This window comes from Dolichospermum planctonicum, assembly GCF_005402965.1.
GTDB lineage: Bacteria > Cyanobacteriota > Cyanobacteriia > Cyanobacteriales > Nostocaceae > Dolichospermum > Dolichospermum planctonicum.
The window spans coordinates 1-25,159 of sequence record NZ_BJCF01000002.1 but is presented as its reverse complement, the minus strand read 5'-3'; the positions used below and the strand labels follow the sequence as shown (position 1 = coordinate 25,159).

39 protein-coding genes are annotated in these 25,159 nt (G+C 42.3%); 34 read left to right on the top strand and 5 right to left on the bottom strand.

Going from position 1 to position 25,159, the window contains the following annotated elements; all coding sequences use genetic code 11:
- Nucleotides 1-163: 163 nt before the first annotated feature.
- Nucleotides 164-706: a DUF3172 domain-containing protein gene (locus FFO06_RS01265; protein WP_028085263.1), complete on the bottom strand. Its 543-nt coding sequence runs from the start codon at nucleotides 704-706 to the stop codon at nucleotides 164-166.
- Here FFO06_RS01265 and FFO06_RS21060 point away from each other — a divergent pair.
- Nucleotides 615-836 (top strand): hypothetical protein, encoded by a 222-nt coding sequence (locus tag FFO06_RS21060; protein WP_190371108.1) that lies wholly within the window; start codon nucleotides 615-617, stop codon nucleotides 834-836. The genes FFO06_RS01265 and FFO06_RS21060 overlap by 92 nt on opposite strands.
- Nucleotides 837-866: 30 nt before the next feature.
- Here FFO06_RS21060 and FFO06_RS01260 read toward each other — a convergent pair whose 3' ends face one another.
- Complete coding sequence (locus FFO06_RS01260) at nucleotides 867-1,343, bottom strand: NAD(P)H-quinone oxidoreductase subunit N (protein ID WP_028085262.1); 477 nt, start codon at nucleotides 1,341-1,343, stop codon at nucleotides 867-869.
- 856 nt (nucleotides 1,344-2,199) lie between these two features.
- Here FFO06_RS01260 and rplC point away from each other — a divergent pair.
- The 31 genes from rplC to prfA all read left to right on the top strand — a co-directional run bounded on the left by rplC (nucleotide 2,200) and on the right by prfA (nucleotide 20,118).
- Nucleotides 2,200-2,838 (top strand): 50S ribosomal protein L3, encoded by a 639-nt coding sequence (gene rplC, locus FFO06_RS01255; protein ID WP_028085261.1) that lies wholly within the window; start codon nucleotides 2,200-2,202, stop codon nucleotides 2,836-2,838.
- Nucleotides 2,839-2,890: 52 nt separating this feature from the next.
- Nucleotides 2,891-3,523 (top strand): 50S ribosomal protein L4, encoded by a 633-nt coding sequence (gene rplD / locus FFO06_RS01250; protein ID WP_137906403.1) that lies wholly within the window; start codon nucleotides 2,891-2,893, stop codon nucleotides 3,521-3,523.
- Entirely contained in the window at nucleotides 3,516-3,833 is a 318-nt protein-coding gene (locus tag FFO06_RS01245; protein ID WP_137906402.1) for a 50S ribosomal protein L23, read from the top strand. The genes rplD and FFO06_RS01245 overlap by 8 nt, the downstream gene beginning before the upstream one ends.
- 91 nt (nucleotides 3,834-3,924) lie before the next feature.
- A complete protein-coding gene (gene rplB, locus FFO06_RS01240; protein ID WP_137906401.1) occupies nucleotides 3,925-4,788 on the top strand; it encodes a 50S ribosomal protein L2 in 864 nt (287 codons plus the stop codon).
- A gap of 145 nt (nucleotides 4,789-4,933) precedes the next feature.
- Nucleotides 4,934-5,212 (top strand): 30S ribosomal protein S19, encoded by a 279-nt coding sequence (gene rpsS, locus FFO06_RS01235; protein WP_028085257.1) that lies wholly within the window; start codon nucleotides 4,934-4,936, stop codon nucleotides 5,210-5,212.
- Nucleotides 5,213-5,232: 20 nt separating this feature from the next.
- Nucleotides 5,233-5,595: a 50S ribosomal protein L22 gene (gene rplV / locus FFO06_RS01230; RefSeq protein ID WP_137906400.1), complete on the top strand. Its 363-nt coding sequence runs from the start codon at nucleotides 5,233-5,235 to the stop codon at nucleotides 5,593-5,595.
- Between the two features lie 57 nt (nucleotides 5,596-5,652).
- Complete coding sequence (gene rpsC, locus FFO06_RS01225) at nucleotides 5,653-6,444, top strand: 30S ribosomal protein S3 (protein WP_137906399.1); 792 nt, start codon at nucleotides 5,653-5,655, stop codon at nucleotides 6,442-6,444.
- Between the two features lie 95 nt (nucleotides 6,445-6,539).
- Entirely contained in the window at nucleotides 6,540-6,965 is a 426-nt protein-coding gene (gene rplP, locus FFO06_RS01220; RefSeq protein WP_137906398.1) for a 50S ribosomal protein L16, read from the top strand.
- Nucleotides 6,966-6,968: 3 nt separating this feature from the next.
- Nucleotides 6,969-7,196: a 50S ribosomal protein L29 gene (gene rpmC, locus FFO06_RS01215; RefSeq protein ID WP_027402099.1), complete on the top strand. Its 228-nt coding sequence runs from the start codon at nucleotides 6,969-6,971 to the stop codon at nucleotides 7,194-7,196.
- A 6-nt stretch (nucleotides 7,197-7,202) separates the two neighbouring features.
- A complete protein-coding gene (rpsQ, locus tag FFO06_RS01210) occupies nucleotides 7,203-7,454 on the top strand; it encodes a 30S ribosomal protein S17 (RefSeq protein WP_137906397.1) in 252 nt (83 codons plus the stop codon).
- A 45-nt stretch (nucleotides 7,455-7,499) separates the two neighbouring features.
- Nucleotides 7,500-7,868 carry a 50S ribosomal protein L14 gene (rplN, locus tag FFO06_RS01205; RefSeq protein ID WP_137906396.1) on the top strand — a complete coding sequence of 123 codons (369 nt, stop codon included), beginning with the start codon at nucleotides 7,500-7,502 and terminating at the stop codon, nucleotides 7,866-7,868.
- Nucleotides 7,868-8,218 (top strand): 50S ribosomal protein L24, encoded by a 351-nt coding sequence (gene rplX / locus FFO06_RS01200; protein ID WP_137906395.1) that lies wholly within the window; start codon nucleotides 7,868-7,870, stop codon nucleotides 8,216-8,218. Before rplN ends, rplX begins: the two co-directional genes overlap by 1 nt.
- Before the next feature lie 113 nt (nucleotides 8,219-8,331).
- Nucleotides 8,332-8,880 carry a 50S ribosomal protein L5 gene (gene rplE / locus FFO06_RS01195; protein WP_137906394.1) on the top strand — a complete coding sequence of 183 codons (549 nt, stop codon included), beginning with the start codon at nucleotides 8,332-8,334 and terminating at the stop codon, nucleotides 8,878-8,880.
- Between the two features lie 20 nt (nucleotides 8,881-8,900).
- Nucleotides 8,901-9,302, top strand: a complete 402-nt coding sequence (gene rpsH / locus FFO06_RS01190) for a 30S ribosomal protein S8 (protein WP_028085248.1) — start codon at nucleotides 8,901-8,903, stop codon at nucleotides 9,300-9,302.
- A gap of 94 nt (nucleotides 9,303-9,396) precedes the next feature.
- Complete coding sequence (gene rplF / locus FFO06_RS01185) at nucleotides 9,397-9,945, top strand: 50S ribosomal protein L6 (protein WP_137906393.1); 549 nt, start codon at nucleotides 9,397-9,399, stop codon at nucleotides 9,943-9,945.
- A gap of 2 nt (nucleotides 9,946-9,947) precedes the next feature.
- Nucleotides 9,948-10,310 (top strand): 50S ribosomal protein L18, encoded by a 363-nt coding sequence (gene rplR / locus FFO06_RS01180; RefSeq protein ID WP_028089025.1) that lies wholly within the window; start codon nucleotides 9,948-9,950, stop codon nucleotides 10,308-10,310.
- Between the two features lie 69 nt (nucleotides 10,311-10,379).
- On the top strand, nucleotides 10,380-10,904 hold the full coding sequence (rpsE, locus tag FFO06_RS01175; RefSeq protein WP_028089024.1) for a 30S ribosomal protein S5: 525 nt from the start codon (nucleotides 10,380-10,382) through the stop codon (nucleotides 10,902-10,904).
- Nucleotides 10,905-10,968: 64 nt separating this feature from the next.
- The gene (rplO, locus tag FFO06_RS01170; RefSeq protein ID WP_137906392.1) at nucleotides 10,969-11,436 is read left to right on the top strand and encodes a 50S ribosomal protein L15; all 468 of its coding nucleotides are present in this window, start codon (nucleotides 10,969-10,971) and stop codon (nucleotides 11,434-11,436) included.
- A gap of 92 nt (nucleotides 11,437-11,528) precedes the next feature.
- Nucleotides 11,529-12,842, top strand: coding sequence for a preprotein translocase subunit SecY (gene secY, locus FFO06_RS01165; protein ID WP_137906391.1), 1,314 nt, complete (start codon nucleotides 11,529-11,531; stop codon nucleotides 12,840-12,842).
- A complete protein-coding gene (locus FFO06_RS01160) occupies nucleotides 12,842-13,396 on the top strand; it encodes an adenylate kinase (RefSeq protein ID WP_137906390.1) in 555 nt (184 codons plus the stop codon). The genes secY and FFO06_RS01160 overlap by 1 nt, the downstream gene beginning before the upstream one ends.
- A 206-nt stretch (nucleotides 13,397-13,602) precedes the next feature.
- Complete coding sequence (gene infA / locus FFO06_RS01155) at nucleotides 13,603-13,827, top strand: translation initiation factor IF-1 (RefSeq protein ID WP_006276978.1); 225 nt, start codon at nucleotides 13,603-13,605, stop codon at nucleotides 13,825-13,827.
- 111 nt (nucleotides 13,828-13,938) lie between these two features.
- Complete coding sequence (gene rpmJ / locus FFO06_RS01150) at nucleotides 13,939-14,052, top strand: 50S ribosomal protein L36 (RefSeq protein WP_015079193.1); 114 nt, start codon at nucleotides 13,939-13,941, stop codon at nucleotides 14,050-14,052.
- Nucleotides 14,053-14,148: 96 nt separating this feature from the next.
- Nucleotides 14,149-14,529, top strand: a complete 381-nt coding sequence (gene rpsM, locus FFO06_RS01145; RefSeq protein ID WP_028089020.1) for a 30S ribosomal protein S13 — start codon at nucleotides 14,149-14,151, stop codon at nucleotides 14,527-14,529.
- A 54-nt stretch (nucleotides 14,530-14,583) separates the two neighbouring features.
- Nucleotides 14,584-14,979: a 30S ribosomal protein S11 gene (gene rpsK, locus FFO06_RS01140; RefSeq protein WP_028089019.1), complete on the top strand. Its 396-nt coding sequence runs from the start codon at nucleotides 14,584-14,586 to the stop codon at nucleotides 14,977-14,979.
- Between the two features lie 323 nt (nucleotides 14,980-15,302).
- On the top strand, nucleotides 15,303-16,247 hold the full coding sequence (locus FFO06_RS01135; RefSeq protein ID WP_137906389.1) for a DNA-directed RNA polymerase subunit alpha: 945 nt from the start codon (nucleotides 15,303-15,305) through the stop codon (nucleotides 16,245-16,247).
- Nucleotides 16,248-16,286: 39 nt separating this feature from the next.
- Nucleotides 16,287-16,637 carry a 50S ribosomal protein L17 gene (gene rplQ / locus FFO06_RS01130; RefSeq protein WP_028085239.1) on the top strand — a complete coding sequence of 117 codons (351 nt, stop codon included), beginning with the start codon at nucleotides 16,287-16,289 and terminating at the stop codon, nucleotides 16,635-16,637.
- Nucleotides 16,638-16,741: 104 nt separating this feature from the next.
- A complete protein-coding gene (gene truA, locus FFO06_RS01125) occupies nucleotides 16,742-17,575 on the top strand; it encodes a tRNA pseudouridine(38-40) synthase TruA (protein WP_137906388.1) in 834 nt (277 codons plus the stop codon).
- A gap of 34 nt (nucleotides 17,576-17,609) precedes the next feature.
- A complete protein-coding gene (rplM, locus tag FFO06_RS01120; RefSeq protein WP_027402083.1) occupies nucleotides 17,610-18,065 on the top strand; it encodes a 50S ribosomal protein L13 in 456 nt (151 codons plus the stop codon).
- Nucleotides 18,065-18,481 (top strand): 30S ribosomal protein S9, encoded by a 417-nt coding sequence (gene rpsI, locus FFO06_RS01115; RefSeq protein WP_028085236.1) that lies wholly within the window; start codon nucleotides 18,065-18,067, stop codon nucleotides 18,479-18,481. The genes rplM and rpsI overlap by 1 nt, the downstream gene beginning before the upstream one ends.
- Nucleotides 18,482-18,654: 173 nt before the next feature.
- A complete protein-coding gene (gene rpmE / locus FFO06_RS01110) occupies nucleotides 18,655-18,891 on the top strand; it encodes a 50S ribosomal protein L31 (RefSeq protein ID WP_137906387.1) in 237 nt (78 codons plus the stop codon).
- A gap of 126 nt (nucleotides 18,892-19,017) precedes the next feature.
- Entirely contained in the window at nucleotides 19,018-20,118 is a 1,101-nt protein-coding gene (prfA, locus tag FFO06_RS01105; protein ID WP_137906529.1) for a peptide chain release factor 1, read from the top strand.
- 45 nt (nucleotides 20,119-20,163) lie between these two features.
- Here the strand turns inward: prfA and FFO06_RS01100 are convergent, their stop codons facing one another.
- From FFO06_RS01100 to FFO06_RS01090, 3 genes are all read right to left on the bottom strand, one after another.
- A complete protein-coding gene (locus tag FFO06_RS01100) occupies nucleotides 20,164-20,664 on the bottom strand; it encodes a 2TM domain-containing protein (RefSeq protein ID WP_137906386.1) in 501 nt (166 codons plus the stop codon).
- Between the two features lie 254 nt (nucleotides 20,665-20,918).
- The gene (locus FFO06_RS01095; protein ID WP_137906385.1) at nucleotides 20,919-21,824 is read right to left on the bottom strand and encodes a M48 family metallopeptidase; all 906 of its coding nucleotides are present in this window, start codon (nucleotides 21,822-21,824) and stop codon (nucleotides 20,919-20,921) included.
- A 734-nt stretch (nucleotides 21,825-22,558) separates the two neighbouring features.
- Nucleotides 22,559-23,800 carry an NB-ARC domain-containing protein gene (locus FFO06_RS01090; RefSeq protein WP_137906384.1) on the bottom strand — a complete coding sequence of 414 codons (1,242 nt, stop codon included), beginning with the start codon at nucleotides 23,798-23,800 and terminating at the stop codon, nucleotides 22,559-22,561.
- A 299-nt stretch (nucleotides 23,801-24,099) separates the two neighbouring features.
- Here FFO06_RS01090 and FFO06_RS01085 point away from each other — a divergent pair, with 299 nt between their 5' ends.
- Nucleotides 24,100-24,309 (top strand): C-type lectin-like domain-containing protein, encoded by a 210-nt coding sequence (locus tag FFO06_RS01085; protein ID WP_137906383.1) that lies wholly within the window; start codon nucleotides 24,100-24,102, stop codon nucleotides 24,307-24,309.
- Between the two features lie 68 nt (nucleotides 24,310-24,377).
- Nucleotides 24,378-25,159: calcium-binding protein (locus FFO06_RS01080; RefSeq protein ID WP_236097045.1), on the top strand; the 782-nt coding region annotated here is incomplete at its 3' end.

Genomic DNA, 25,159 nt, shown 5'->3' with positions numbered 1-25,159 from the left:
CGCTCCTTCGTGGTTGATTATTCCGTAACCTGCGGGTAAGTCTTATTGTAGTCAGAACTTTAGACCTCTCTTCAAGATGCTACAGGAAAATAATCAGGGCTAAAGCCTCCACGAAAAACACAAAAATATTATTTTGTGTGACACTCGCGTAAGTCCTATATATTTAAAATCTTTCCGTATCTTGAGGAGTTCCCACAGCCCCAGGTTGAGATAAAAAGAAATTTTGAGCCGATTCATTTTGATATATACATCTAATATCCGGCTTTTCGCTGTCTAAGTCCCCTGTAAAGCCAAAGGTATTCAAACGATTTTTACATTCCCTGACCTGATCTGAAGTCACAAGTTTTTTATTTTCCAAAATTGCCCAGTTATTTTGACGAATTACACATCCAGGACGGATATTAGGCTGGGCAACATAAACATTAAAAGGATTAAGAGTGACAAATAATCTAGCATCCATCACCATTGCACTAGCTCCATACTGGACGCAAATCTCAGGATTTGGCGCTTTAGTGTCAATGAACTCCCGGGAAGCCACATTTGATGAACTCAATGTAGTTGTAGAACTAAATGCAATCCCAATTCCAATTCCCAAAATCAGCACCCCCCCAAAAATGGCAATGCTGGCGAAGTTAAAAATCGGAGATTGGAAAATAGAGGCTTTAGGGGTATTAGTCGGTCTATTGTTAGAAGATTTACGTCTCATTTTCGCTTTATTACCTTCACGCCAAATTAGAAGGAATTGGTTGATTTTCCCTGATTCACTATATTGTTTTGATATTGTTTCGATGTCACAACCACAGCCAGCAGTCAGTCAAACGACAACTGACCACTGACCATTGTACGGGCGAACGGCAGGAAATCCCCTAACTAGCTAACAGAGTCTTTTCTAGAGGTTTCCAGCGGAAAGTGCGATCTCCACCTCTCTCAATTACTACTTTAACCCTTGGTTCTAATTTGGGTAAATCCATTAAATACTCAACTTCCTGATCAGACAAAATATGTCCCTCAATTATCCACAATACTAACCCCTTCGACTTAGGAGGTAATTGTGCTAAATGAGAATCGAGTATGGGTGGTAAATAATATACATCACCCACCGCAGCACCACTACCAGTGCTTTTTTTACCCAAATGTGGCGGTCTCACACCATGAACCTGAGTCAGATATGCAGCCACGTCACCTAATCCTCTAGCAGTAATATGGAGGCCAACATAGCCAGCAGCCCGCAAACGGCGCAAATAGCGACCTTCATAGCCCCCTTCCAGAGGAACATAAACACCCAACGCACCAAACTTCTCCAAATTGCGGATGAAACCGTTACCAGTGGTAATTAAGGCCATAGATTTTCTTCCTATCCCATCTCAGATATCTCTATTATTCACTCTCTGCTAGTAGATTAAGTTAAATGAAGCTGCATATTTTCATCAACCTTGAGAATCTCAAGCTAAAATCTAGGCAAAATCACCCCCCTATCAGCATCCCAATAATATATCTAAAAATATCTAAAAAAATACTAGACAAAAATTAATGAATGGTTTACAATGTTAGATTGTGACCGAATAGTAAATTAGATAGCCATCTTATTTTAGAGTTATCAGCCAGTCCTAGCATCTGATATTCTAGTTAGTTCCCCCAGAAGAATAAATTAGCTTATCTAGACAAGAGACTGCTAAACTAAAAAAGCTAGGACACAAACCGAGAGCCAAAATCTTATGTAGGCTCCCACAGCAAATCACTCCCGTAAATCCTAAAAAATTAGGCCAGACCTCAAACAATAGTTTAAACTATTAAGAGAAGTAGTTCCTGAGCAATAATGTTGGTTTTATGGCATTATGTTAATGGTCAGGAAACGGATACTGAGGGTCAATAACCACTTAAGTCCCACTACAACGGTAGAGTGCCAAAGCAACTGCTTGGACGAAAGCATTGCTGCACACAGCGCAAAGCAATCAAGCCTCGCATTAAGTAGAAGTAACACCTTCTCAATAGGGTAGGAAACTATTCTTGTGATGGTGATTAGATTAGGTAAGTGAAAATAAACAAATTCACTAAAACAGAAAGAGCAAGAATTGTTGCGTTGCCAATAATTTGCACTGCTTAACACCAGTCCAAATTTCTGAAGGTAAAGTTCCCTCAAGCAACCGTGACAAAACTTCCAATTTCCATTAGTCAAATTAGGAAGGAGAACCAGTAACTGTGTCTGTAGGTATTCTCGGCACCAAGCTGGGCATGACCCAAATCTTTGATGAAGAAGGAGTATCTATTCCTGTCACCGTCATCCAAGCAGGTCCATGCACCGTTACACAAGTTAAAACAAAACAGACCGACGGTTATGCAGCCATTCAAGTTGGTTATGGTGAAGTTAAACCCAAGGCACTGAACAGACCATTGTTGGGACATTTGGCTAAATCATCTGCCCCGGCTGTCCGTCATTTGAATGAATATCGCACCGATAGTGCTGGAGATTATGCTTTAGGTCAAGAAATTAAAGCAGACATTTTTAGTGCTGGTGAAATTGTAGATGTAGTTGGCACAAGTATCGGTCGCGGTTTTGCCGGCAACCAGAAGCGTAACAACTTCGGTCGTGGACCTATGTCCCACGGTTCTAAAAACCACAGAGCGCCAGGTTCTATTGGGGCTGGTACAACCCCAGGTCGTGTTTATCCCGGGAAAAGGATGGCAGGACGTTTAGGCGGTACTCGTGTCACAATTCGCAAACTGACAGTAGTAAGAGTAGATACAGAACGTAACTTAATCATCATTAAGGGAGCTATTCCTGGTAAACCAGGAGCTTTAGTTAACGTTCTCCCGGCAAAGAAAGTTGGTAAAAAATAGTCATTGGTCATTGGCAAAAAAAGACAACTGACAACTGACAAAGGACACAAAGATGGTAGAGAGTGTAATTAAAAATTGGCAAGGAGAGCAAGTTGGGGAAACCAGCTTTGACTTACGAGTTGCCAAAGAAACAACAGCGGCGCATATCGTACACCGCGCCCTAGTCAGACAAATGACCAATTCTCGCCAGGGAACTGCCAGCACTAAAACTCGTGCCGAAGTTCGTGGTGGTGGTCGTAAACCTTGGCGGCAAAAAGGCACAGGTCGCGCCCGTGCAGGTTCTATTCGTTCACCATTATGGCGTGGTGGTGGTGTGATCTTTGGACCTAAGCCCAGAGATTTTAACCTACAAATGAACCGCAAAGAACGCCGTTTGGCATTGCGAACAGCCTTTATTAGTCGTGCTGAAGACTTAATAATTGTTGAGGAATTTAGCAACGAGTTACAACGTCCTAAAACAAAGGAACTCGTGGCCGCATTAGCTAGATGGGGTGCTGCACCGGAACAAAAAACACTGTTGATTTTGTCGGAAATTGCAGAAAACGTGCTTTTATCAGCCCGGAACATTGAAAACTTAAAACTGATTCCTGCTAACCAGTTAAACGTTTACGACCTGCTCCATGCTGACAAAATTGTTGTCACATCATCAACTATAGAGAAGATTCAGGAGGTCTACAGTGTCTAAACTAGTTGCCACCCGTGACCTACCCGATTTAGTGCGTCGCCCCATTCTCACCGAAAAAGCGACCATGCTCATGGAGCAAAACAAATATACATTTGAAGTAACTCCTAAAGCCACTAAACCACAAATCAGAGCCGCCATTGAAGACCTATTTGCAGTTAAGGTCGTCAAAATCAATACCGCTAACCCACCACGGAAACAAAAACGTGTAGGTAGATTTATTGGTTATAAGCCCCAATATAAGCGAGCTATTGTCACCGTTGCTCCTGGGGACGAAGAAAAAATTAGAAAAGTTCTCTTCCCAGAAGTCTAGAAATTTTAGATGAGAGATTTGAGATCAGAAACAATCTAAAATCTAAAATCTAAAATCCAAAATTGATTAATCCAAAATTCAAAATTCAACTATGGGTACTCGTTCTTATCGCCCTTATACCCCCAGTACTCGCCAAGTTACAATCTCCGACTTTGCTGAAATTACCAAAACTGAGCCAGAAAAATCATTAACTGAATCAGTTCATCGTCCCAAAGGTCGGAACAATCAAGGGCGGATAACCAGCCGTCGTCGGGGTGGCGGACACAAACAACTTTACCGCATTATTGACTTTAAGCGAGATAAGCGGAATGTCTGGGCAACAGTTACAGCCATTGAATACGATCCTAACCGGAATGCGCGGATCGCTTTGTTATTGTACGAAGATGGCGAAAAACGTTACATTTTGCAACCCAATGGCATGACTGTAGGCACAAAGGTGATTGCAGGACCTGATTCTCCCATTGAAGATGGTAATGCTTTGCCACTGTCAAATATCCCCCTGGGCAGTAATGTTCACAACGTGGAAATGACTCCAGGTAAAGGCGGTCAAATCGTCCGTGCTGCTGGTGCAACTGCCCAAGTTGTCGCTAAAGAAGGCAACTATGTAACTTTAAAATTACCTTCAGGTGAAGTCCGCTTGATTCGCCGTGATTGCTACGCCACCATTGGCCAAGTCGGTAATACAGACGCGAGAAACCTGAGTGCTGGTAAAGCTGGACGGAATCGCTGGAAAGGCCGTCGTCCCAAGGTTAGAGGTAGCGTCATGAACCCTGTGGATCACCCCCATGGTGGTGGTGAGGGAAGAGCGCCTATCGGTAGATCCGGTCCTGTAACACCTTGGGGTAAACCTACATTGGGTGCTAAGACCCGTAAGCGCAAGAAAGCAAGCACTAAATTAATTATCCGTCGTCGGCGCAAATCCTCTAAACGTGGACGTGGTGGCCGTCAGTCCTAGAATTTGAGATTTTAAATTTTGGATTTTAGATTGGGTCTATTTTTAAGCTTTCAAAGTTTTTGAGGCCTAATATGGGACAGCTTAGTTATCCAAAATCCAAAATTCAGAAATTGAAAATCCAAAATCCAAAATCGAAAATTGCACTATGGGTCGTTCTTTAAAAAAAGGTCCGTTTATTGCTGACCATCTCCTCAAGAAAATTGAGAAGTTGAATGCAAAAAATGAAAAACAAGTGGTTAAAACCTGGTCGAGAGCTTCGACAATTTTACCCTTGATGGTAGGTCATACTATCGCTGTTCACAATGGACGGCAGCACGTTCCTGTATTTGTCAATGAACAAATGGTAGGTCATAAATTGGGAGAATTTGCTCCTACTCGTACCTACAGAGGTCATGGCAAAAGTGACAAAAAATCAGGGAGATAATCGCAATCTACAATTAACTTATGGCAACTGATACTACTACTGAAGTAAAAGCGATCGCCCGTTATATACGCATTTCTCCCTATAAAGTGCGCCGTGTACTTGATCAAATTCGCGGGCGTTCCTACCGAGAAGCACTAATCATTCTCGAATTTATGCCCTATGGTGCTTGTGAACCAATATTAAAGGTTCTCAGAAGTGCCGCAGCTAATGCCGAGCATAATGCTGGACTAGACCGGGGTGACTTGGTAATTAGTCAAGCCTACGCTGATCAAGGTCCAGTGCTAAAACGGTTTCAGCCCAGAGCGCAAGGTCGAGCTTACCAAATTCGCAAGCCAACGTGTCATATAACTGTTGCGGTTTCCGCCGGCGCTACTGCTGAGTAAACAGCTTTATAGGCACAAGAAAATTGCGTACAGTCAGAAATTTTAGAGGAAGCATTTGTGGGACAGAAAATTCATCCAGTCGGCTTTCGACTGGGTATAACACAAGAACACCAATCCCGTTGGTTTGCAGAACCTGACCGTTATCCAGAACTTCTACAAGAAGATTACAAACTCCGTCAATACATTGAACAAAAACTAGGTAGATACGCGCAAAATAACGCCGGGATTTCCGAAGTGAGAATCGAGCGCAAAGCCGATCAAATTGACCTAGAAGTACGTACAGCCAGACCAGGTGTGGTTGTAGGTCGTGGTGGTCAAGGTATTGAATCATTACGGTTGGGACTGCAAGGGGCATTGGGTGGTAATCGCCAAATTCGCATTAATGTAGTCGAAATCCAACGAGTTGATGCTGATGCCTATCTAATTGCTGAATACATTGCTCAACAATTAGAACGTCGTGTTTCCTTCCGTCGAGTTGTCCGTCAAGCAATTCAACGGGCGCAAAGGGCAGGAGTACAAGGAATTAAAATCCAAATCGGTGGTCGGCTCAACGGTGCAGAAATTGCCCGGACAGAGTGGACCCGTGAAGGCAGAGTTCCTCTCCATACCTTGCGTGCTGATATTGACTACTCTGGCTGCACAGCTAAGACAATTTACGGGATCCTCGGTATTAAAGTTTGGGTATTTAAAGGAGAAATTATTCCTGGTCAAGAACAGGCTCCCACCCAACCAGCCAGAGAACGTGACCGTGACCGTGACCGTGACCGTGGAGACCGTGAACGCGAACCCCGTCGCCGGCAACAACAACGTCGCCGTCAACAGTTTGAAGACCGCTCCAATGAAGCCTAGTCAATGCTCAATAGTCAGTGGCAAAAAAAACTGACAACGGACAACGGACAACCACGGGGGGTTTGCCCCTACAGACAACCGACAACTGACAAATCATGTTAAGTCCTAGAAGAACTAAATTCCGCAAACAACAACGCGGACGTATGGAAGGTCTGGCCAGCCGTGGCAGTACCCTCAACTTTGGGGACTTTGGACTCCAAGCCCAAGAACCATCTTGGATTACTTCACGGCAAATCGAGGCCTCCCGTCGGGCAATGACTCGTTATATTCGCCGGGGTGGTAAGATCTGGATTCGCATTTTCCCAGACAAACCAATCACCATGCGTCCTGCTGAAACCCGGATGGGTTCTGGTAAAGGTAATCCAGAATTTTGGGTAGCCGTAGTCAAACCAGGCCGGATTATGTTTGAAATTGGCGGCGTTGCTGAAGAAATTGCCCGCGAAGCTATGCGATTGGCCGACGCTAAGTTGCCAATTAAGACCAAATTTATTGTGCGCTCTCAACCACAGGAGCAGGAGTAGCTTATGCCTCTTCCCAAGATTGCGGAAGCTAGAGAATTAAATGACGAACGTCTGGCTGAGGAAATTGTTGCAGTTAAAAGACAACTATTCCAGTTGCGCTTGCAAAAAGCCACAAGACAACTAGAAAAGCCTCACCAGTTCAAACACGCACGCCACCGACTCTCCCAATTGCTGACAGTAGAAGGAGAACGGAAACGGGCAGCAAGTCTTTCAGACCAAGAGCAAAAGTAGAAGATTATGGCAGTCAAAGAACGAGTTGGCTTGGTAGTGAGCGATAAAATGCAAAAAACTGTGGTAGTAGCCATAGAAAACCGCGCTCCTCACCCCAAGTACGGCAAAATCGTAGTTAAAACCCGCCGCTATAAAGTTCACGACGAAGAAAATACGTGCAAAATAGGCGATCGCGTGCGGATTCAAGAAACCAGACCCCTAAGCAAAACTAAGCGTTGGCAAGTTACAGAAATCCTGAACACCAAAGCTACAGCGTAAACTGTTGTAACATAAGCTACAACAAACCCAAAAGAGAGACCAGTTGTGATTCAACCCCAATCTTATCTGAATGTCGCAGATAATAGCGGTGCTAAAAAACTAATGTGCATCCGCGTATTAGGTGCAGGTAACCGCCGTTATGGTGGCGTAGGTGATAGAATTATCGCCGTTGTCAAAGAGTCTTCACCCAACATGGCTGTCAAAAAGTCTGATGTTGTAGAAGCAGTAATTGTGCGTACTCGTAAGGCTATTAGTCGTGATAGCGGTATGACCATCCGTTTCGATGATAACGCGGCAGTTATCATCAACAAGGAAGGTAATCCTAGAGGTACACGGGTATTTGGTCCGGTAGCTCGAGAACTGCGCGATAAAAACTTTACTAAAATTGTTTCTCTGGCTCCGGAGGTGCTGTAATGGCAAAGCAGCCACAACCCAAAGTTTTTTATAAAATGCACGTCAAAACCGGTGACACTGTGCAAGTCATCGCCGGCAAAGATAAAGGTAAAGTTGGTGAAGTGATTAAAGCACTACCACAACTGAGCAAAGTTGTGGTCAAAGGTGTCAACATGAAAACCAAGCACGTGAAACCCCAGCAAGAAGGGGAATCAGGGCAAATAGTCACGACTGAGTACCCCATTCATAGCTCTAATGTGATGCTCTATTCTACCAAACAAAACGTTGCTAGTCGCGTCTGCTACACTTTCACTGCCGAGGGTAAGAAAGTGAGAATGCTCAAAAAAACAGGTGAGATTTTAGATAAATAAACTGGTGAATGAGGATGAGATTTTAGATTTTCCACCAAAATCTCAAATCCAAAATCCAAAATCCAAAATCTAAAATTCCCTGACCAAGCCCAGGGGATATAAGGAGAAACACTATGGCCATAACACGACTAAAAACTGTATATCAAGAGACAATTGTCCCAAAATTGATTACTCAGTTTGAATACACCAACGTGCATCAAGTGCCGAAGGTGATCAAAGTATCTGTCAACAGAGGTTTGGGAGAAGCTGCTCAAAATGCTAAATCCCTGGAGGCATCCCTGAGCGAAATTGCCCTGATCACTGGACAAAAACCAGTAGTAACACGGGCTAAAAAGGCGATCGCAGGTTTTAAAATTCGTCAAGGTATGCCTGTAGGGATTATGGTGACACTCAGAGGCGAACGGATGTACGCCTTCTTAGATCGTCTGATTAACCTGACACTACCTAGAATCAGAGACTTTCGCGGTGTCAGCCCCAAAAGCTTTGACGGACGTGGCAACTACACTCTAGGTGTGCGGGAACAGCTAATTTTTCCAGAAGTGGAATACGACAAAATTGACCAAGTCCGAGGTTTAGATATTTCTATTATCACCACGGCAAAAACCGACGAAGAGGGCCGCGCCTTATTAAAGGAAATGGGAATGCCCTTTCGTGATCAATAAGTTCATCTAAAGAGGGAACGATGGCGGCTAACGACACAATTGCAGATATGCTGACGCGCATCCGCAATGCCAATATGGCGAAACATCAAACTACGCAAGTACCAGCTACAAAGATGACTCGGAGTATTGCCAAGGTATTGCGGGAAGAAGGCTTTATTGCGGAAGTTGAAGAAGCAGGAGAAGGAGTAAAGCGTAACCTAGTTATTTCCCTGAAATACAAAGGTAAAAATCGCCAACCTTTAATTACTGCCCTCAAGCGAGTCAGTAAACCCGGTTTACGAGTTTACTCCAACAAAAAAGAATTACCAAGAGTGCTAGGCGGTATCGGTATTGCCATTATTTCTACATCCAGTGGGATTATGACTGACCGCGAAGCACGCCGCCAAAATCTAGGCGGTGAAGTGCTTTGCCACGTTTGGTAATCGTCATTGGTCATTGGTCATTGGTCAGTGGCAAAACAACGAACAACTGACAAGTGACAACTAACAACTGACAATAGACAAAGAACAAAAAATCATGTCTCGTATTGGTAAACGTCCAATTACCATCCCCGCCAAAGTTCAAGTGGCGATTGATGGTGTCAAAGTAGTGGTAAAGGGTCCTAAAGGTGAACTTTCCCGACAACTACCTAACAATGTTATCGTCTCCCAAGACGGAGAAACATTGCTAGTTACCCGTCGTGATGAAACCCGGACCTCTAGACAAATGCACGGTTTGAGCCGCACACTAGTGGCCAACATGGTAGAGGGAGTATCCCAAGGTTTTCAACGTCGCTTGGAAATCCAAGGGGTCGGTTATCGCGCTCAAATTCAAGGGCGTAACCTAGTTTTAAACATGGGTTATAGCCATCAAGTGCAAATTGAACCACCAGAGGGAATTCAATTTGCGGTAGAAGGTACTACTAATGTCATAGTCAGTGGCTATGACAAGGAAATTGTCGGCAACACAGCCGCGAAAATTCGCGCCGTTCGTCCCCCTGAACCTTACAAAGGTAAAGGTATTCGCTATGCCGGTGAAGTGGTCAGACGTAAAGCTGGTAAGACTGGTAAGGGTGGTAAGAAGTAAATATGAAACTTACTCGTAGAGAATCAAAACAGCGTCGTCATCGGCGCGTTCGTGGTAAAGTTAACGGTTCGGCCGAACGTCCCCGTCTGGCTATATTCCGATCTAATGAGCATATTTACGCTCAAGTGATTGATGATACCAAACAGGAAACTATAGTAGCGGCATCAACCGTAGAACCAGAATTAAAATCCAATATCGCTTCTGGTGCTAACTGTGAAGCATCAGTGCAAGTTGGTAAATTGGTAGCAGTACGCGCTCTAGAAAAAGGCATCACCAAGGTAGTTTTTGACCGGGGTGGCAACCTCTATCATGGTCGCATTAAAGCCCTAGCCGAGGCAGCACGGGAGGCTGGTTTAGATTTCTAAGTCCGTCAGTGGTCAGTAGCAACTGACAACTGACAACTGACAACTGACAACTAAAAGAGAACATTGATTATGGTAACCGGTCGTCGTAAAGCAAGTCGTGCGAAAAAAGAAGAAACCAACTGGCAAGAGCGAGTTATCCAAATCCGCCGGGTGAGTAAAGTCGTCAAAGGTGGTAAAAAACTTAGCTTCCGCGCCATTGTCGTCGTCGGTAATGAACGTGGACAAGTTGGAGTCGGAGTTGGCAAGGCCTCAGATGTAATTGGTGCAGTTAAAAAGGGTGTCGCTGATGGTAAAAAACATCTAATTGACATCCCTATCACTAAATCCAATTCTATTCCTCACCCCATTGATGGTATTGGTGGTGGAGCTAAGGTCATGATGCGTCCAGCAGCACCAGGTACAGGCGTAATTGCTGGGGGTGCTGTACGGACTGTATTAGAGTTAGCAGGAATACGTAATATTCTGGCTAAACAATTAGGTTCAAACAATCCTTTAAATAACGCTAGAGCCGCAGTTAATGCTCTATCTACCCTGCGGACATTAAGTGAAGTTGCTGAAGATCGCGGTATCGCCATTGAGAAACTCTATATTTAGTCGCCCTTTGTATCAGATTCTCAATCTCAAATCCAAAATCTAAAATCTAAAATCCCCAATCAAAATGAGACTGAACGATGTTAAGCCTCAAAAAGGCTCGAAAAAACGCCGTAAGCGCGTAGGTAGAGGTATTTCTGCTGGACAAGGCGCTAGTGCTGGTCTAGGGATGCGTGGTCAAAAATCCCGTTCTGGTAGTGGGACAAGACCAGGTTTTGAAGGTGGTCAACAGCCATTGTACCGCCGGATACCTAAACTCAAGGGATTCCCTCTCGTTAATCGGAAAATTTACACGATCATTAATGTAGAGAAGTTAAATGATTTACCTGCTAACTCAGAAGTAACTCTGGAATCTTTAAAGGAGGCTGGTATTTTAACCGCTGCTAAGGGGCCATTGAAAATTTTGGGAAATGGGGAATTAAATGTTCCTCTCCGGGTCAAGGCCGCTGCTTTCACGGGCCAAGCTCGTATCAAAATTGAGGCTGCTGGTGGGAGTTGTGATAGCGTAGCGCGGCCTACAGCCACAGCTGCATAAAAGATGAAGGATGCGGGATGAAGGATAAAAGATCAAGCACTGGAAACTTCACACCTCATACTTCACACCTCATACTTAAAAGGTAAAACTCTATGATCAGTCGAGACAAAGCCCCAACGGCTCAAGAAACTTTTATGCAGATGGCGCAAGCAGCAGGACTGAGAGGTAGGCTGCTTGTTACCGTAGGTATTTTAATTTTAGTTCGTTTGGGCATCTTTTTACCTGTACCAGGAATTGATAGACCTAAGTTTGCTGAAGCTATATCGGGCAATAATTCCATCTTTGGCTTGTTGGATATATTCTCTGGACGAGGACTCTCTACTTTGGGGATCTTTGCTTTGGGGATTTTGCCCTTTATTAATGCTTCCATTATCATCCAATTGCTCACCGCCGCTCTGCCCTCTTTAGAAAATTTACAGAAAAATGAAGGGGAAGCAGGTCGGCGGAAAATATCACAAATTACCCGCTATGTGACTGTAGGTTGGGCAATTATTCAAAGCGTGGCTTTTTCGGCATTATTCCTCCAACAATTTGCCCTCAACCCAGGTCCGATATTTGTGGCAGAAACCGCAATTGCTCTCACTGCTGGTTCAATGTTCGTGATGTGGGCATCAGAACTAATTACGGAACGGGGTATTGGTAATGGTGCATCTTTGCTGATTTTTGTCAACATTGTTGCTTCTTTACCCAAGGCTCTGGGTGATACCATTGACTTGGTACAGGTGGGTGGACGGGAAATTGTCGGTCGTGTCATTGTTCTTGTACTAGTTTTTATGCTCACTATTGTGGGTATTGTGTTCGTACAAGAGGGAATGCGCCGCATCCCTATTATTTCTGCCCGTCGTCAAGTGGGTAGAAAGGTTTTAGCAGAACAGCGGAGTTATTTACCCCTACGTCTTAATTCTGGGGGGGTAATGCCGATTATTTTCGCAGCGGCCATCCTGAGTTTGCCGCTTTTAGTCGCCAATTTTACTAAAAATCCCGAATTAGCAAACATTGTTAATACCTACCTGAGTCCTGGTGGTTCTGCACCTTGGGTATATGCCCTCGTTTACTTAATTTCCATTGTTTTCTTTAGTTACTTCTATTCTTCGTTGATTCTCAACCCTGTAGATGTGGCTCAGAATTTGAAAAAAATGGGTTCTAGTATTCCGGGTATTCGTCCCGGTAAGGCTACTAGTGAGTATATTGAACGGGTGACAAATCGCCTCACTTTTTTAGGTGCTATCTTTTTGGGTTTGGTGGCAATTATTCCTACCGCAGTGGAAAGTGCTTTGAAAGTGCCAACTTTTAAGGGGCTAGGTGCAACATCTTTGTTAATCTTGGTTGGTGTGGCAATTGATACGGCTAAACAAATCCAAACTTATGTTATATCTCAGCGATATGAAGGAATGGTGAAACAATAGTGACGCGATTAATCTTCTTGGGACCACCGGGAGCAGGTAAAGGAACTCAAGCTAAAATATTGGCTGAATTTTTACAGATTCCCCATATTTCTACAGGTGACATTCTACGTCAGGCTATTCAGGAGAAAACAGATTTGGGTATCCAAGCCCAAGCTTATATGGATAAAGGCGAATTAGTCCCCGATAAATTAGTAGAGGATATGGTTGAGGAACGTCTGAAAAAATCAGATGCTAAATCAGGTTGGATTTTAGACGGCTTTCCCCGTAAAGTTACACAGGCAGAGTTTTTGGCAAAATTACTCGAAAATTTAGGACAGGGTGGTGAAAAAGTAGTCAATCTGGATGCGCCAGATGAAACTGTTGTTAGTCGCTTACTCGGACGCGGACGCAAAGATGATACTCAGGAGGTGATTCGTCGCCGCCTGGAGGTTTATCGTGATGATACTGCACCCTTGATTAGTTATTACAGCCAGCGCGAAAAACTCCTCACAGTCAACGGTAATCAGTCCCAAGAAGAAGTTTTTACTGCTTTGCAAAATATCATAGCTGCTTAAAAGAAATAGGGACAGTATTCTATGTAGGTAGAAGGAAAAAACTGATTTCATGATGGCCTATTACCTGTACCCTACTTTCTCGCCCAGGCACAAGTCAATTTTAGCTAAGATATATTCATAAACTGTTGAGATATTTCTCTAATTGTGTTCTTTATGCATGACAAGTGTACAAGAATAATAGGAGATTGTTGAGTTGAGGAAAAAACTTGTCTAAGCAAGATCTAATTGAAATGGAAGGGACTGTCACCGAATCTTTGCCTAATGCAATGTTTCGTGTTGACTTAGATAACGGCTTTAATGTCCTAGCACACATCTCTGGAAAAATTCGCCGTAATTACATTAAGATCTTACCTGGCGATCGCGTCAAAGTTGAATTAACACCCTACGACTTAACCAAAGGTAGAATCACCTATCGTCTGCGGAAGAAATAAATCTATGTAGAGAATTCTACCATAAATCAATTGGTTTTTTTCTAGTTACATAACTGAAATATTTCTTCTATAAATGCTATAATCTACTATTTGGAGTCAATTTTAAAAGGCATGAAAGTCAGAGCCTCGGTTAAGAAGATTTGTGAGAAATGTAGCGTGATCAAGCGTCGTGGTCGCGTTATGGTGATTTGTGAAAATCCCAAACACAAACAACGTCAGGGATAGATTCAAATCTATCAAAGTTAAGAACGGGACTAAAGGCTTGAGGCCAGATCACGTTTTACTAACTGCAATTACGAAAACAATAGGGAGAAATTCATTGTGGCACGGATTGCCGGAGTAGACCTTCCCCGCGATAAGCGCGTTGAAATCGGTCTAACATACATTTACGGAATTGGCTTAACTAGATCACATCAAATTCTCGCGGCTACTGGTGTAAATCCAGATACCCGCGTCAAAGACCTAAGTGATGCTGATGTCACAGCCCTCAGAGGCGAAATCGAAAGCAACTATCAAGTTGAAGGGGATTTACGTCGTTTAGAAGGGCTAAATATTAAGCGTCTAGTTGATATTGGCTGTTACAGAGGTCGTAGACACCGCATGGGCCTACCTGTGCGGGGACAAAGAACTCGTACCAACGCCAGAACCAGACGTGGTAGAAGACAGACGGTGGCTGGGAAGAAAAAAGCTCCCGGTAAATAATTTTTCTAAACTTGCGGCAATGGGCAAGTTGTACCTTAAATTTACTCAACAAATATGGCCAGACAACCAACCAAAAAAACCGGGAGCAAAAAACAGAAACGGAACGTTCCCAACGGCATTGCCTACATTCAATCTACTTTCAACAATAGCATTGTCACGATTACCGATCAAAAAGGAGATGTCATCTCCTGGGCAAGTGCTGGTTCTAGTGGATTTAAAGGGGCAAAAAAAGGAACTCCCTTTGCGGCACAAACCGCTGCTGAAAGCGCGGCTAGACGAGCCACAGACCAAGGAATGCGGCAAATCGAAGTCATGGTTAGTGGCCCTGGTGCCGGCAGAGAAACTGCGATTCGGGCGCTCCAAGGTGCAGGACTGGAAATTACACTCATTCGGGATATTACCCCAATTCCCCACAACGGTTGCCGTCCACCCAAGCGCCGTCGAGTTTAAACAAAACTATTTTGGCACCCAAGCCGGTAGGTTGAAGCTCGGGAAAATAATCAGCAATGCCCTGTGTGGCTGGTAATTTTGAACTATTTTCCCCAAGGGAGTACCTATCCAATTTAGACCCATGGGGTAAATAAGTTCGCGTCACAAAGCGATAATCAGCTTTTCCCCCAGGTTGATCAACTTTGTGGAAACCAAAAAAACAATACCTGTAGGCTAAATTAAGATATCAAATTTAGGCGATAATTGCCAACTGTCAATTGTCAACTGGAAAACGAGGCAATTAATTTACCTTCTAGCAGCACCTTAAAAAGGGAGGCTACTCCATGGCGCAGTTTCAAATTGAATGTGTAGAATCTAATGCTGAGGAAAGTCGGAGCTATTACAGCAAGTTTGTTCTCGAACCTCTAGAGCGAGGACAAGGAACAACTGTTGGTAATGCGTTGCGGCGGGTGTTACTTTCTAATTTAGAAGGAACATCAGTAACAGCAGTGAGAATTGCTGGTGTTAGTCATGAGTTTGCAACGGTTCCGGGTGTGCGGGAAGATGTACTGGAAATCCTCATGCGCATGAAGGATGTGATTCTCAAGAGTTATTCTGCTCAACCCCAAATTGGTCGCTTAGTCGTGAATGGACCTGCTACGGTAACGGTGGCACATTTTGACTTACCCAGCGAAGTAGAAGTGATTGACCCAACTCAGTATATCGCCACCGTCGCTGAAGGTGGCAAACTGGAAATGGAATTTCGCATTGAGAGAGGCAAAGGTTACCGCACTGTAGAACGAGGCAGAGAAGAAGCCACATCTTTGGATTTTCTGCAAATTGACTCAGTATTTATGCCTGTACGGAAAGTCAACTATAGTGTGGAAGAAGCTCGTGGCGATGGTTCTTTGAAAGACCGACTCCTGTTGGAGGTATGGACTAATGGTAGCATCTCTCCCCAAGAGGCACTATCATCGGCCGCTGGAATTTTGGTAGATTTATTCAACCCTTTGAAAGATATCTCCTTAGAACTAACGGATATAGGTTCAGACTACCCAGATGACCCCACAGCCCAAATCCCAATTGAAGAGTTACAGTTGTCTGTAAGAGCTTATAACTGTCTCAAACGCGCCCAAGTCAACTCTGTAGCGGACTTATTGGATTATACCCAAGAAGACCTTTTAGAAATCAAAAACTTTGGTCAAAAGTCAGCGGAAGAAGTAGTGGAAGCTTTACAGCGGCGCTTGGGTATTACCTTGGCTCCAGAAAGAAGCTCCAAAAGCAGCTAAAGCAAAACCTAATAAATAAAACTTCATTAGTGCATTGTTATGCGTCATCGTTGCCGAGTCAAACAACTTAGTAAACCAGCAGACCAACGTCGCGCTCTCCTCAGAGCTTTGACAACAGAGTTGGTACGTCATGGTCGAATTACTACAACTTTAATCAGAGCTAAAGTTGTTCGCAGTAAGGTAGATAAAATGATTACTCTAGCAAAGGATGGCTCTCTAGCAGCCCGTCGTGAAGCTTTAGGTTATATCTACGACAAAACCCTAGTTCATGCACTATTTGAGCAAGCTCCTACTCGGTATGCTAACCGTCAAGGGGGCTATACTCGGATTCTCCATACCGTACCCCGTCGCGGTGATCATGCTCAAATGGCGATTATTGAACTAGTTTAAAGTTATTGGTTATTGTCATGGGTCATGGGTCATTAGTCAGTAGTCAAGAAAAACCACTGACAACTGACAATTGACAACTGACAACTGACAACTGACAAACAACTATGTTAGAAAGCGGCCAGCATTATCCCACTCAGCGAGTAGCTTTAGTTATTCAGTATCTAGGTACTCATTTTCACGGCTGGCAAAGACAAAAAGGACAGCGCACCGTCCAAGAGGAGATAGAAACAGCTATAGCCACGGTTTTGGGGTATCATGTAGCACTCCACGGCGCAGGTAGAACTGATTCTGGAGTCCATGCTGCCGCTCAAGTCGCTCATTTTCAGGCTACAGGTTTAATTCCCGCACATAAGTGGGCAAAAGTTCTCAACAGCTATTTGCCCCCAGATGTATTGATCAGGGCATCAGCAGGTGTAAGTGAAAGTTGGCACGCTCGTTTTAGCGCTGTTTACCGACGATATCGTTACACTATATACACCGAAGAATTACCGAATTTATTCGTAAAACCCTTCAGTTGGCATTATTATTATGCAGCCTTAGATGAATCCTTAATGACATCTGCCCTCAAACCACTGCTGGGAAAACACCATTTATCTGCTTTTGAGCGGGCTGGGTCAGTGCGATCGCATTCCTGGGTAGAAATACAAGCAGTAGAATGTCGTCGCAGCGGAGCTTTTATCCATATTGAAATTCAAGCTAATGGATTTTTATATGGCATGGTAAGGCTGTTAATAGGCATGATAGTAGAAGTGGGTTCTAGACAACGGACAGTAGAGAATTTCACCGAAATCTGGCAACAAGAACGGCGAGAAGAAGTGAAATATTCTGCACCTGCTCACGGACTATGCTTATTGAGAGTCGGTTATCCCGATTTTCCCTTTCCACCAAAAATATGGTACGACACCCAACCATACTTAGTCATGAATAATGACAACTGACAACTGACAAAGGACAAAGGACAAAGGACAAAAAATGAGTAGTAAAACCTACCTTCCCCCTCAAGCATCTCTTGAGCGTGATTGGTACTTAGTAGACGCTACAGATAAGCGTCTGGGAAGATTGGCCAGCGAAGTCGCTATGATTCTCAGAGGGAAGAGAAAAGCCGAATATACTCCCCATTTAGATACAGGGGATTTTGTGATTATTATCAATGCTGAGAAAGTAGCAGTTACAGGTAAAAAGCGCACCCAAAAACTTTACCGTCGTCATTCTGGCCGTCCCGGTGGCATGAAAACAGAAACCTTCGCTAAGTTGCAACAGCGCTTACCAGAAAGAATCCTCGAACACGCCATTAAGGGTATGTTACCTAAAAACAGTTTGGGTAAACAACTATTTACCAAACTAAAAGTCTATGCAGGACCTACCCACCCTCATGCAGCACAACAACCTAAAGAAATCACCATTAGTACAATTCCTGGAGAAAATTAATGCAGGTAGCAGAAATTAATAGCGGTCGTGCCGTTTACTGGGGTACTGGTCGTCGTAAATGCTCAGTGGCCAGAGTTCGCCTAGTTCCTGGTGCTGGTAAAATGACTGTTAACGGTAAAGATGGAGAATTGTATTTCCAATTCAATCCCAACTATTTAGGAGCTATTAAAGCACCTTTAGAAACATTGGGTTTGGAAAACGAATACGACATTGTTGTGAAAGCTGAAGGTGGTGGCTTAACTGGACAAGCTGATTCTATCCGTCTAGGAGTAGCCCGCGCTTTATGTGAGCTTGACCCGGATAACCGTTCACCTTTGAAAACCGAAGGGTATTTAACTCGTGACCCACGAGCTAAAGAACGGAAGAAATACGGTTTACATAAAGCCCGCAAAGCACCTCAATACTCCAAACGTTAATCACTTTTGGATTTTGGATTTGGGGTTTTTCTCCACCAGCGCAGCAATATGTATTGTCTCTGAGGGACGATAGAGATATATAATAGCAAAGCATGGCCTAAGCCATAGAGATTTATCTCAAAATCTAAAATCTAAAGTGTCAAAATTTATATACATTCACAACACAAAAAACAATGGCTAAACCTGATATTCACCCTAAATGGTATCCAGACGCTAAGGTCTACTGTAATGGTCAAGTAGTGATGACCATTGGCGCTACCAAGCCCGAACTCCACGTAGATGTTTGGTCTGGAAATCACCCCTTTTACACTGGTACTCAGAAAATGATTGATACTGAAGGCCGTGTAGAACGCTTTCTCCGTAAATATGGTATGTCCAGCGCTCAAACTGCTGACGATAATCAAAAGTAGCGGGTTGGCTATAGCTATTTAAGCGAGTGCATGGCGGAAGCCATAGACGACCCCGCACTGCGCTGGGTCGCTTCTCATTTTATGCTTGAGCCAACTTGTTATTTTTTAGGAGCATTTATAGTCATCATGGCAGAATTATACTTACTGGAGAAACTTAAATCCGTTGAACAAACCTTTAATGAATTAACACGCCGTTTAGCTGATCCTGATACCGCTAGTAATCCTGATGAGTATCAAAAAATTGCTAAGTCTCGTTCTTCTTTGGAAGAGGTAGTTAATACCTATGAAACTTGGAAAACAGCCCAGGATGAATTGGTAGGGGCGCGTCAAATACTCAAAGAGTCTAATAGCGACCTAGAGTTGCATGAGATGGCCGCATTGGAAGTTAGCGAACTAGAAGAAAAGCTAGAATATTTAGAAAGTCGCTTAAAGGTATTGCTGTTACCCCGTGACCCCAACGATGATAAAAACATTATGTTGGAAATCCGCGCTGGTACAGGTGGTGATGAAGCAAGTATCTGGGCAGGAGATTTACTGCGAATGTATTCCCGGTATGCTGATAACCAAGGTTGGAAGGTGAAGTTAGTCAGCGAGTCCCCTGGGGAAATGGGCGGTTTTAAAGAGGTAATTCTAGAAGTTCAAGGTGATAGTGTTTATAGTAAACTCAAGTTTGAATCTGGTGTACATCGTGTACAGCGCGTACCAGCAACGGAATCTGGGGGAAGGGTTCACACTTCTACCGCTACTATAGCGATTATGCCGGAAGTGGATGAAGTGGAAGTCCATATTGATCCGAAAGATATTGAAATGAGTACAGCCCGTTCTGGTGGTGCGGGTGGACAAAACGTGAATAAGGTGGAAACAGCCGCTGACTTATTTCACAAACCTACAGGTATTCGGATTTTCTGTACAGAAGAACGTAGTCAGTTACAGAATAAAGAACGGGCGATGCAAATTCTCCGGGCTAAATTGTATGAATTAAAACTGCGAGAACAACAGGATGCTGTCACTTCCATGCGGAGATCCCAAGTTGGTACGGGTTCTCGTTCGGAAAAGATTCGCACCTACAACTATAAAGATAGTCGGGTGACTGACCACCGTTTAGGTCAAAATTTTACCCTTAATCCTGTCTTGGAGGGTGATATAGAAACCGTGATCCAATCTTGTATATCTCAAGACCAACAAGAACGGTTAGCAGAATTAGCCGCCTCCGGTTCTAGTAGTTAATTATCACAGGAAACAGGAAAAATAGATAGTTAACTATTCTCAGGTTTAAGGACTAAATACCTTAAACCACTTATTTAAAACTGTATTAATTGTTTGTTTAATTTGATGGTTGCGATTCCATCTTTGAAAAGCGATTTCGTAATCTTCCCCTTTAGTTTGAAAAGTATTCCAAATATCTAAAGATATGGCTAATGCAGAAGCGACTAAGATATAAAGTGACCAAGAAATACCGCCACTTAGGGAATCCATGGCTAGGAAAAAAATGTTAATAATTGCGTAATTTCCGAGACGTTTTTTAAATTTACTGCGACGATAAAGGTTAAAAGCTTGACGTTGCTCGAATTCGCTTTGTTTAACCAACCAATCTCGTTCCGCTTGTTGGAGATTATCAGGTGATATTTGTAACTCTTTAGCAATTTCCAATATCTGTTGATAGGAAAATTCTTGATTATTGTCATTGACTTGACGAGAAATTGCTAATTGTAGGATTTGCTGTACATCCTCTTGAGTATAGGAACGCAGGGTATGAGAATTAAATTCTGTCATAATTCTTGCTCAAATAAACGTTTTCATAGAGAACCACACTACTATCAGCAATATTGGTACTACTTCCAGGTTAGCAAATTTAAATCTATTCTGGTTTAGTTCTTTTTCGTGGGTTCTAGAGTGGTATCTGTGGTTAGATGAAGATTTGAAGGATAATTAACCGCAGATTAACGCAGATTAACACAGATGAAGACTGATGAATTTATTTTGAGATATTTTTATTGGGAAATCTCTAACAGCAATACCCAGTTAAATTACCAAGAATTTAAAAAATTCCATCCTTCTTTTTCTCCTGTTTCGGGTATTTCTTCTGTTACTGGTGTGTTGATATTTTCATCTTGAATTAAACGATTATATGCTCCCGAATCAACCCATTTTAATAATTCACCAGTTCGCATGACTAACCAAGAAAGATGAGATTCTGAATAACTTAATATTTTCGTAACTTGATCTAGATTATCAACACTATTAGCAGTAAATTCGCGGGATTGAATTAGGAAATCTTCGATGACATTAGGGGTTAAATACTCTTCTGGTAAACCCGCAAGTTTCATTAATGCGGTAGTTGCAACATGAATATTTTGACAAGCTAATAAACCTGCACGGTCTGCTGTAAATTTTGCCATCATTACCCAATTATATAACGCTAATTCCACACCACTAGCGATCAATCCTCCTAATCCTAATGTGGTACTACTTAACCATACTTTCAATGCCGGCATGACAATTGATATTTGATGATAAATCATATGTTGACTTTTAATTCTAGCAATTTCGTATCCAAAAATAAATAGTAATTCATCATAATTTAACCATTCCATTGCTTCAATATTAATCCCAATAATAGGTTTTTCTACGCCAATAATATAGGTTTGAATATGTCCTGTGCCTCGAAACAAATACAATTCAGGAATGGTTGTCACATCCAGAATTTGGCAAGCTTCTAGCAATGGTTGATATAATTGGGGAAAATTCCGGGGTGTAACTCTGATTTCACTAGCAATACTTTGTAATCTCAGTAAACGATCAATACCATATTCGTTGACTTTTTTCAGTAAAGGAGAAATACCGGGCATATTTTGTAAAGAAGCCAAAGCTTTTCGATCAAAAGGGTGTTCGTAAGCTGTTGAACTGATTCCAGTTAATATTTTTTTTGTCATGGGTAAGTAGGTTGGCGTTAAAAATTGTCGTTATGACAAGGGAACAGGGAACTCTTAACTGGGAACAGGGAACTCTTAACTGGGAACAGGGAACAGGGAAGAGGCTTCGCCGTGAGCGTCAGCCGAACGGTTTTGGGCAACTTTACTTTTCGTTACTTATGTCGGTTTTTTTTCCGTTCTCCTACTTAGTGGGTTAATTTGGTAATATTATTAATATAATTAAATTATATAGCTAATGACACCCTCCGCAAACGTAAAAAAATCCCGTTCAAAACTCAAATATATTCGTAGGTTGGGTTGAGGAACGAAACCCAACATTTTTGAGTTCTCATCTAAATGTTTTATTGCTCATGTATATTTTATATTCTATGCTTTGTAAAAATCTGTAGCCAGAATTTCCTCTATTCTAACTTGACTTTATGATTTTACCAGAGCGATCGCTTTTACAGCAAGTAGCTTTGAGTGAGATACACCTTGTGCGGGCAAGACTTGTACTGAGATTGGTCGAAGTATGCCCGCACCACAAGAGTTTTATTATTGATATTTGTACTTCATAAGATCGGGAACTGCTGTAAAAGATGTTTGCCATTTCAGAAAATGCTGAGGAACGAAACCCGACATTCTACCCTATTTACAACATTTCGGCCCATTTGTTGGGTTTGACTGCGTTCAACCAAACCTACAAACAATGGTCAAGTTATTGTTTACGAACCCATATTTTTATTCACTAATTCTCATACAGGTTTTGGTTTAAATTGTTCCATAACGTACTCCATAACTACAGGTTGCAAAGTATATTTACCTGCTTTTTCCTGAATTAAAGAGCGTGAATGTAGCCTTTCTATTGCTTGCCAAAAATGGGATCTAGAAATATGAGGTAATATATTTTCTAAATCAGTAATTGTTGTTAATTGCCAGTTAATTGCCAAATAATAGATGATTTGCTTTTCTAGATCACAGAGACAATTTAACTGTTGTTCTAGCAACCTGTGAAGATGATAACTGACTAATAGGGTATTCTGTGCTAGAAATTTGCTAATATCACCATTAAATAATTTGATGATCGCATTAATAGCTATTTGAATTTTTAAAGGATTATTACCATATAAATCGCATAATTCATATTTTTGTTGTTCTGTCCCCAATAGTTGTTTTGATTGTATTAAGGAAAACGCTGTTTTAAAAGAACCAAACAATCTCAAAGAACGCACTGAGGATGACCAGTTTTCCAGTAAACTAATTTGGTCAGGTTGATTTCGACAGGTGAAAATTAGACAGCTTTGATGATTGGTTTTCGCAATTACTTGGATAATATGATTATATTCGCTATCAAACTCGTCTACAACTATTTTGATGTCATCCAAGATAATCAGACAACGATAAGCACGCAAATAATGGATAATTCGATGAATATTGGGTTTACTTTCCTTGTAATTGGACACCAAGGATAGCATATCAGTAATCATCTCATCAAAAGACAGGACATTAGGCACATAACGCCAAAAAACGTAATCAAATTGATTTTGAATTTGTTTTGCTAGTTGAGTAGCTAAGGTTGTTTTTCCAACTCCAACCATACCGAATAATCCCAGTACACGACAACCATCTTGTAAAATCCATGACTGTAATTGTGTCAGTTCTTGGCTATATCCGTAAAATTCTGAAATATCAATTGCAGTTCCCCAGTCTAGAAATTGATTTGCATTTGGTTCTTTTTTGCGTATTTGTGCGTATGTGGGAGTGGTAGATATTACTTGAACACTGGTAGTAATTTCTTGCCAATCTAGATTTAATTTACGACACAGTTCTTCAAAGCTTGTATAACTAACAGGTTTACCAGTCAGAAAATTACTAATTGTAGATAGGGATAATCCTGTGTCATAAGCTAAAGATCTTTGGCTGGGGTAGCCATTAACTCCAAGTGCCATATTAACCTGTTGAATACGGTCATTGCTTACTTTAATTGACTTTCGCATATTATAAATAATTTACATAGAGACGGCAATAATCCACTTTTTCAGGCAGATTTGACTAAATTTCAGATGTTATGAGTGATATCTTCTCATAATCAGTGCGTCATGTAAATCTATCTTTAGATAGATGACAATGGTTGTTTTGTTTTTTGGTGTCAAAATTAGCTCTCAAGTCAGATGAAGTCAGATGAAGTCAGTGTTTCTCAGTATGGAAGTCACTTAGCAGTGGAATAAAATATTTAAGCGAGAAAGATTTTTCCTAGCACAGTTCAGAAACATCATCTAATTAAACAGTTATAGTCATGACAACATTTACATACGCTGGGTCTATTTATCGTCTCACTACCGCTGTAACATGGCAACAAGCTCAAGCACAGGCACGGAGTTTAGGCGGAAATCTTGTCACCGTCAACAATCAAGCCGAGCAAGAAAGGCTGATTTGTCATCTATCTTTAGATAGATATTTAAATCCTATTGCTATCCAGGCGATTACAAAGTCAGTACAAAGTTAGTACAAAACTATGTCGCAGGTATGATAATTTTCAGAAAATAACCATTCACAATACACAGGTTTATCTCCATGCCAACTTCAACTTTCAGTAACACTAACTTCATCTCTATTCCAAACTACGGGACAAGTGATCCTTATCCTTCAATTATCAATGTTTCCGGAACAAGTGGTAATTTGACTAAGCTAACAGTCACCCTGACTAACCTCAACCATACCTGGCCAGGGGACATTGATGTGCTTTTAGTAAGTCCAACGGGCGCGAACAGCATCCTGATGTCTGATGCAGGGGGTAGTAATGATATAAACAACGTTACTTTGACTTTTGATGCCACTGCCACTTCTAGTCTTTCTGAAGGAGGCATTAGCAGTGGTACTTATCGGCCAACTAATAATGTTGGTGACTCCGACTCTTTTCCCTCTCCTGCCCCCGGTGGATCTTACAATGCAGACTTTTCTGTCTTTAACGGTACTAACCCCAACGGTCAGTGGCGGCTCTACATATTCGATGATGTCAGTGGTGATGTGGGAAATGTTGCTGGTGGTTGGTTTCTCTCAATTGAAACCCTGGAGAGCATCATCAATGGTGATGATAGTAATAACACCCTTGAAGGTACTATAGGTGATAACACTATTAATGGTCTTGGTGGCAATGACACCCTCAATGGTGGTGCTGGTAATGATATTCTCAATGGTGGTGCTGGTAATGACACCCTCAATGGTGATACGGGTAATGACATAGTTAATTACGCAGGAAGCCATACAGAATTTCAGGCAAATATTCTCTCTGATGGCAGTATCCAAATCAAGGATAACGTCACAAGCAATGGCGATGAGGGAACAGATACCTTGAT

Bases quoted from the DNA above. Each gene is read 5' to 3' on its own strand.
- rpmC (WP_027402099.1), top strand. From the start codon at position 6,969: ATGCCTCTTCCCAAGATTGCGGAAGCTAGAGAATTAAATGACGAACGT.
- rplR (WP_028089025.1), top strand. From the start codon at position 9,948: ATGAAACTTACTCGTAGAGAATCAAAACAGCGTCGTCATCGGCGCGTT.
- rplQ (WP_028085239.1), top strand. From the start codon at position 16,287: ATGCGTCATCGTTGCCGAGTCAAACAACTTAGTAAACCAGCAGACCAA.
- FFO06_RS01090 (WP_137906384.1), bottom strand. From the start codon at position 23,800: ATGCGAAAGTCAATTAAAGTAAGCAATGACCGTATTCAACAGGTTAAT.
- FFO06_RS21060 (WP_190371108.1), top strand. From the start codon at position 615: ATGGCAATGCTGGCGAAGTTAAAAATCGGAGATTGGAAAATAGAGGCT.
- rpsI (WP_028085236.1), top strand. From the start codon at position 18,065: ATGCAGGTAGCAGAAATTAATAGCGGTCGTGCCGTTTACTGGGGTACT.
- rplP (WP_137906398.1), top strand. From the start codon at position 6,540: ATGTTAAGTCCTAGAAGAACTAAATTCCGCAAACAACAACGCGGACGT.
- rplX (WP_137906395.1), top strand. From the start codon at position 7,868: ATGGCAAAGCAGCCACAACCCAAAGTTTTTTATAAAATGCACGTCAAA.
- rplO (WP_137906392.1), top strand. From the start codon at position 10,969: ATGAGACTGAACGATGTTAAGCCTCAAAAAGGCTCGAAAAAACGCCGT.
- truA (WP_137906388.1), top strand. From the start codon at position 16,742: ATGTTAGAAAGCGGCCAGCATTATCCCACTCAGCGAGTAGCTTTAGTT.
- rpmE (WP_137906387.1), top strand. From the start codon at position 18,655: ATGGCTAAACCTGATATTCACCCTAAATGGTATCCAGACGCTAAGGTC.
- FFO06_RS01260 (WP_028085262.1), bottom strand. From the start codon at position 1,343: ATGGCCTTAATTACCACTGGTAACGGTTTCATCCGCAATTTGGAGAAG.
- rplF (WP_137906393.1), top strand. From the start codon at position 9,397: ATGTCTCGTATTGGTAAACGTCCAATTACCATCCCCGCCAAAGTTCAA.
- FFO06_RS01135 (WP_137906389.1), top strand. From the start codon at position 15,303: ATGGCGCAGTTTCAAATTGAATGTGTAGAATCTAATGCTGAGGAAAGT.
- prfA (WP_137906529.1), top strand. From the start codon at position 19,018: ATGGCAGAATTATACTTACTGGAGAAACTTAAATCCGTTGAACAAACC.
- FFO06_RS01265 (WP_028085263.1), bottom strand. From the start codon at position 706: ATGAGACGTAAATCTTCTAACAATAGACCGACTAATACCCCTAAAGCC.
- rpsK (WP_028089019.1), top strand. From the start codon at position 14,584: ATGGCCAGACAACCAACCAAAAAAACCGGGAGCAAAAAACAGAAACGG.
- FFO06_RS01095 (WP_137906385.1), bottom strand. From the start codon at position 21,824: ATGACAAAAAAAATATTAACTGGAATCAGTTCAACAGCTTACGAACAC.
- rplV (WP_137906400.1), top strand. From the start codon at position 5,233: ATGGCAACTGATACTACTACTGAAGTAAAAGCGATCGCCCGTTATATA.
- rpsE (WP_028089024.1), top strand. From the start codon at position 10,380: ATGGTAACCGGTCGTCGTAAAGCAAGTCGTGCGAAAAAAGAAGAAACC.
- rpsH (WP_028085248.1), top strand. From the start codon at position 8,901: ATGGCGGCTAACGACACAATTGCAGATATGCTGACGCGCATCCGCAAT.
- rplM (WP_027402083.1), top strand. From the start codon at position 17,610: ATGAGTAGTAAAACCTACCTTCCCCCTCAAGCATCTCTTGAGCGTGAT.
- rpsQ (WP_137906397.1), top strand. From the start codon at position 7,203: ATGGCAGTCAAAGAACGAGTTGGCTTGGTAGTGAGCGATAAAATGCAA.
- rpmJ (WP_015079193.1), top strand. From the start codon at position 13,939: ATGAAAGTCAGAGCCTCGGTTAAGAAGATTTGTGAGAAATGTAGCGTG.
- rplD (WP_137906403.1), top strand. From the start codon at position 2,891: ATGGTAGAGAGTGTAATTAAAAATTGGCAAGGAGAGCAAGTTGGGGAA.
- rplE (WP_137906394.1), top strand. From the start codon at position 8,332: ATGGCCATAACACGACTAAAAACTGTATATCAAGAGACAATTGTCCCA.
- FFO06_RS01100 (WP_137906386.1), bottom strand. From the start codon at position 20,664: ATGACAGAATTTAATTCTCATACCCTGCGTTCCTATACTCAAGAGGAT.
- FFO06_RS01085 (WP_137906383.1), top strand. From the start codon at position 24,100: ATGACAACATTTACATACGCTGGGTCTATTTATCGTCTCACTACCGCT.
- rplB (WP_137906401.1), top strand. From the start codon at position 3,925: ATGGGTACTCGTTCTTATCGCCCTTATACCCCCAGTACTCGCCAAGTT.
- secY (WP_137906391.1), top strand. From the start codon at position 11,529: ATGATCAGTCGAGACAAAGCCCCAACGGCTCAAGAAACTTTTATGCAG.
- rpsS (WP_028085257.1), top strand. From the start codon at position 4,934: ATGGGTCGTTCTTTAAAAAAAGGTCCGTTTATTGCTGACCATCTCCTC.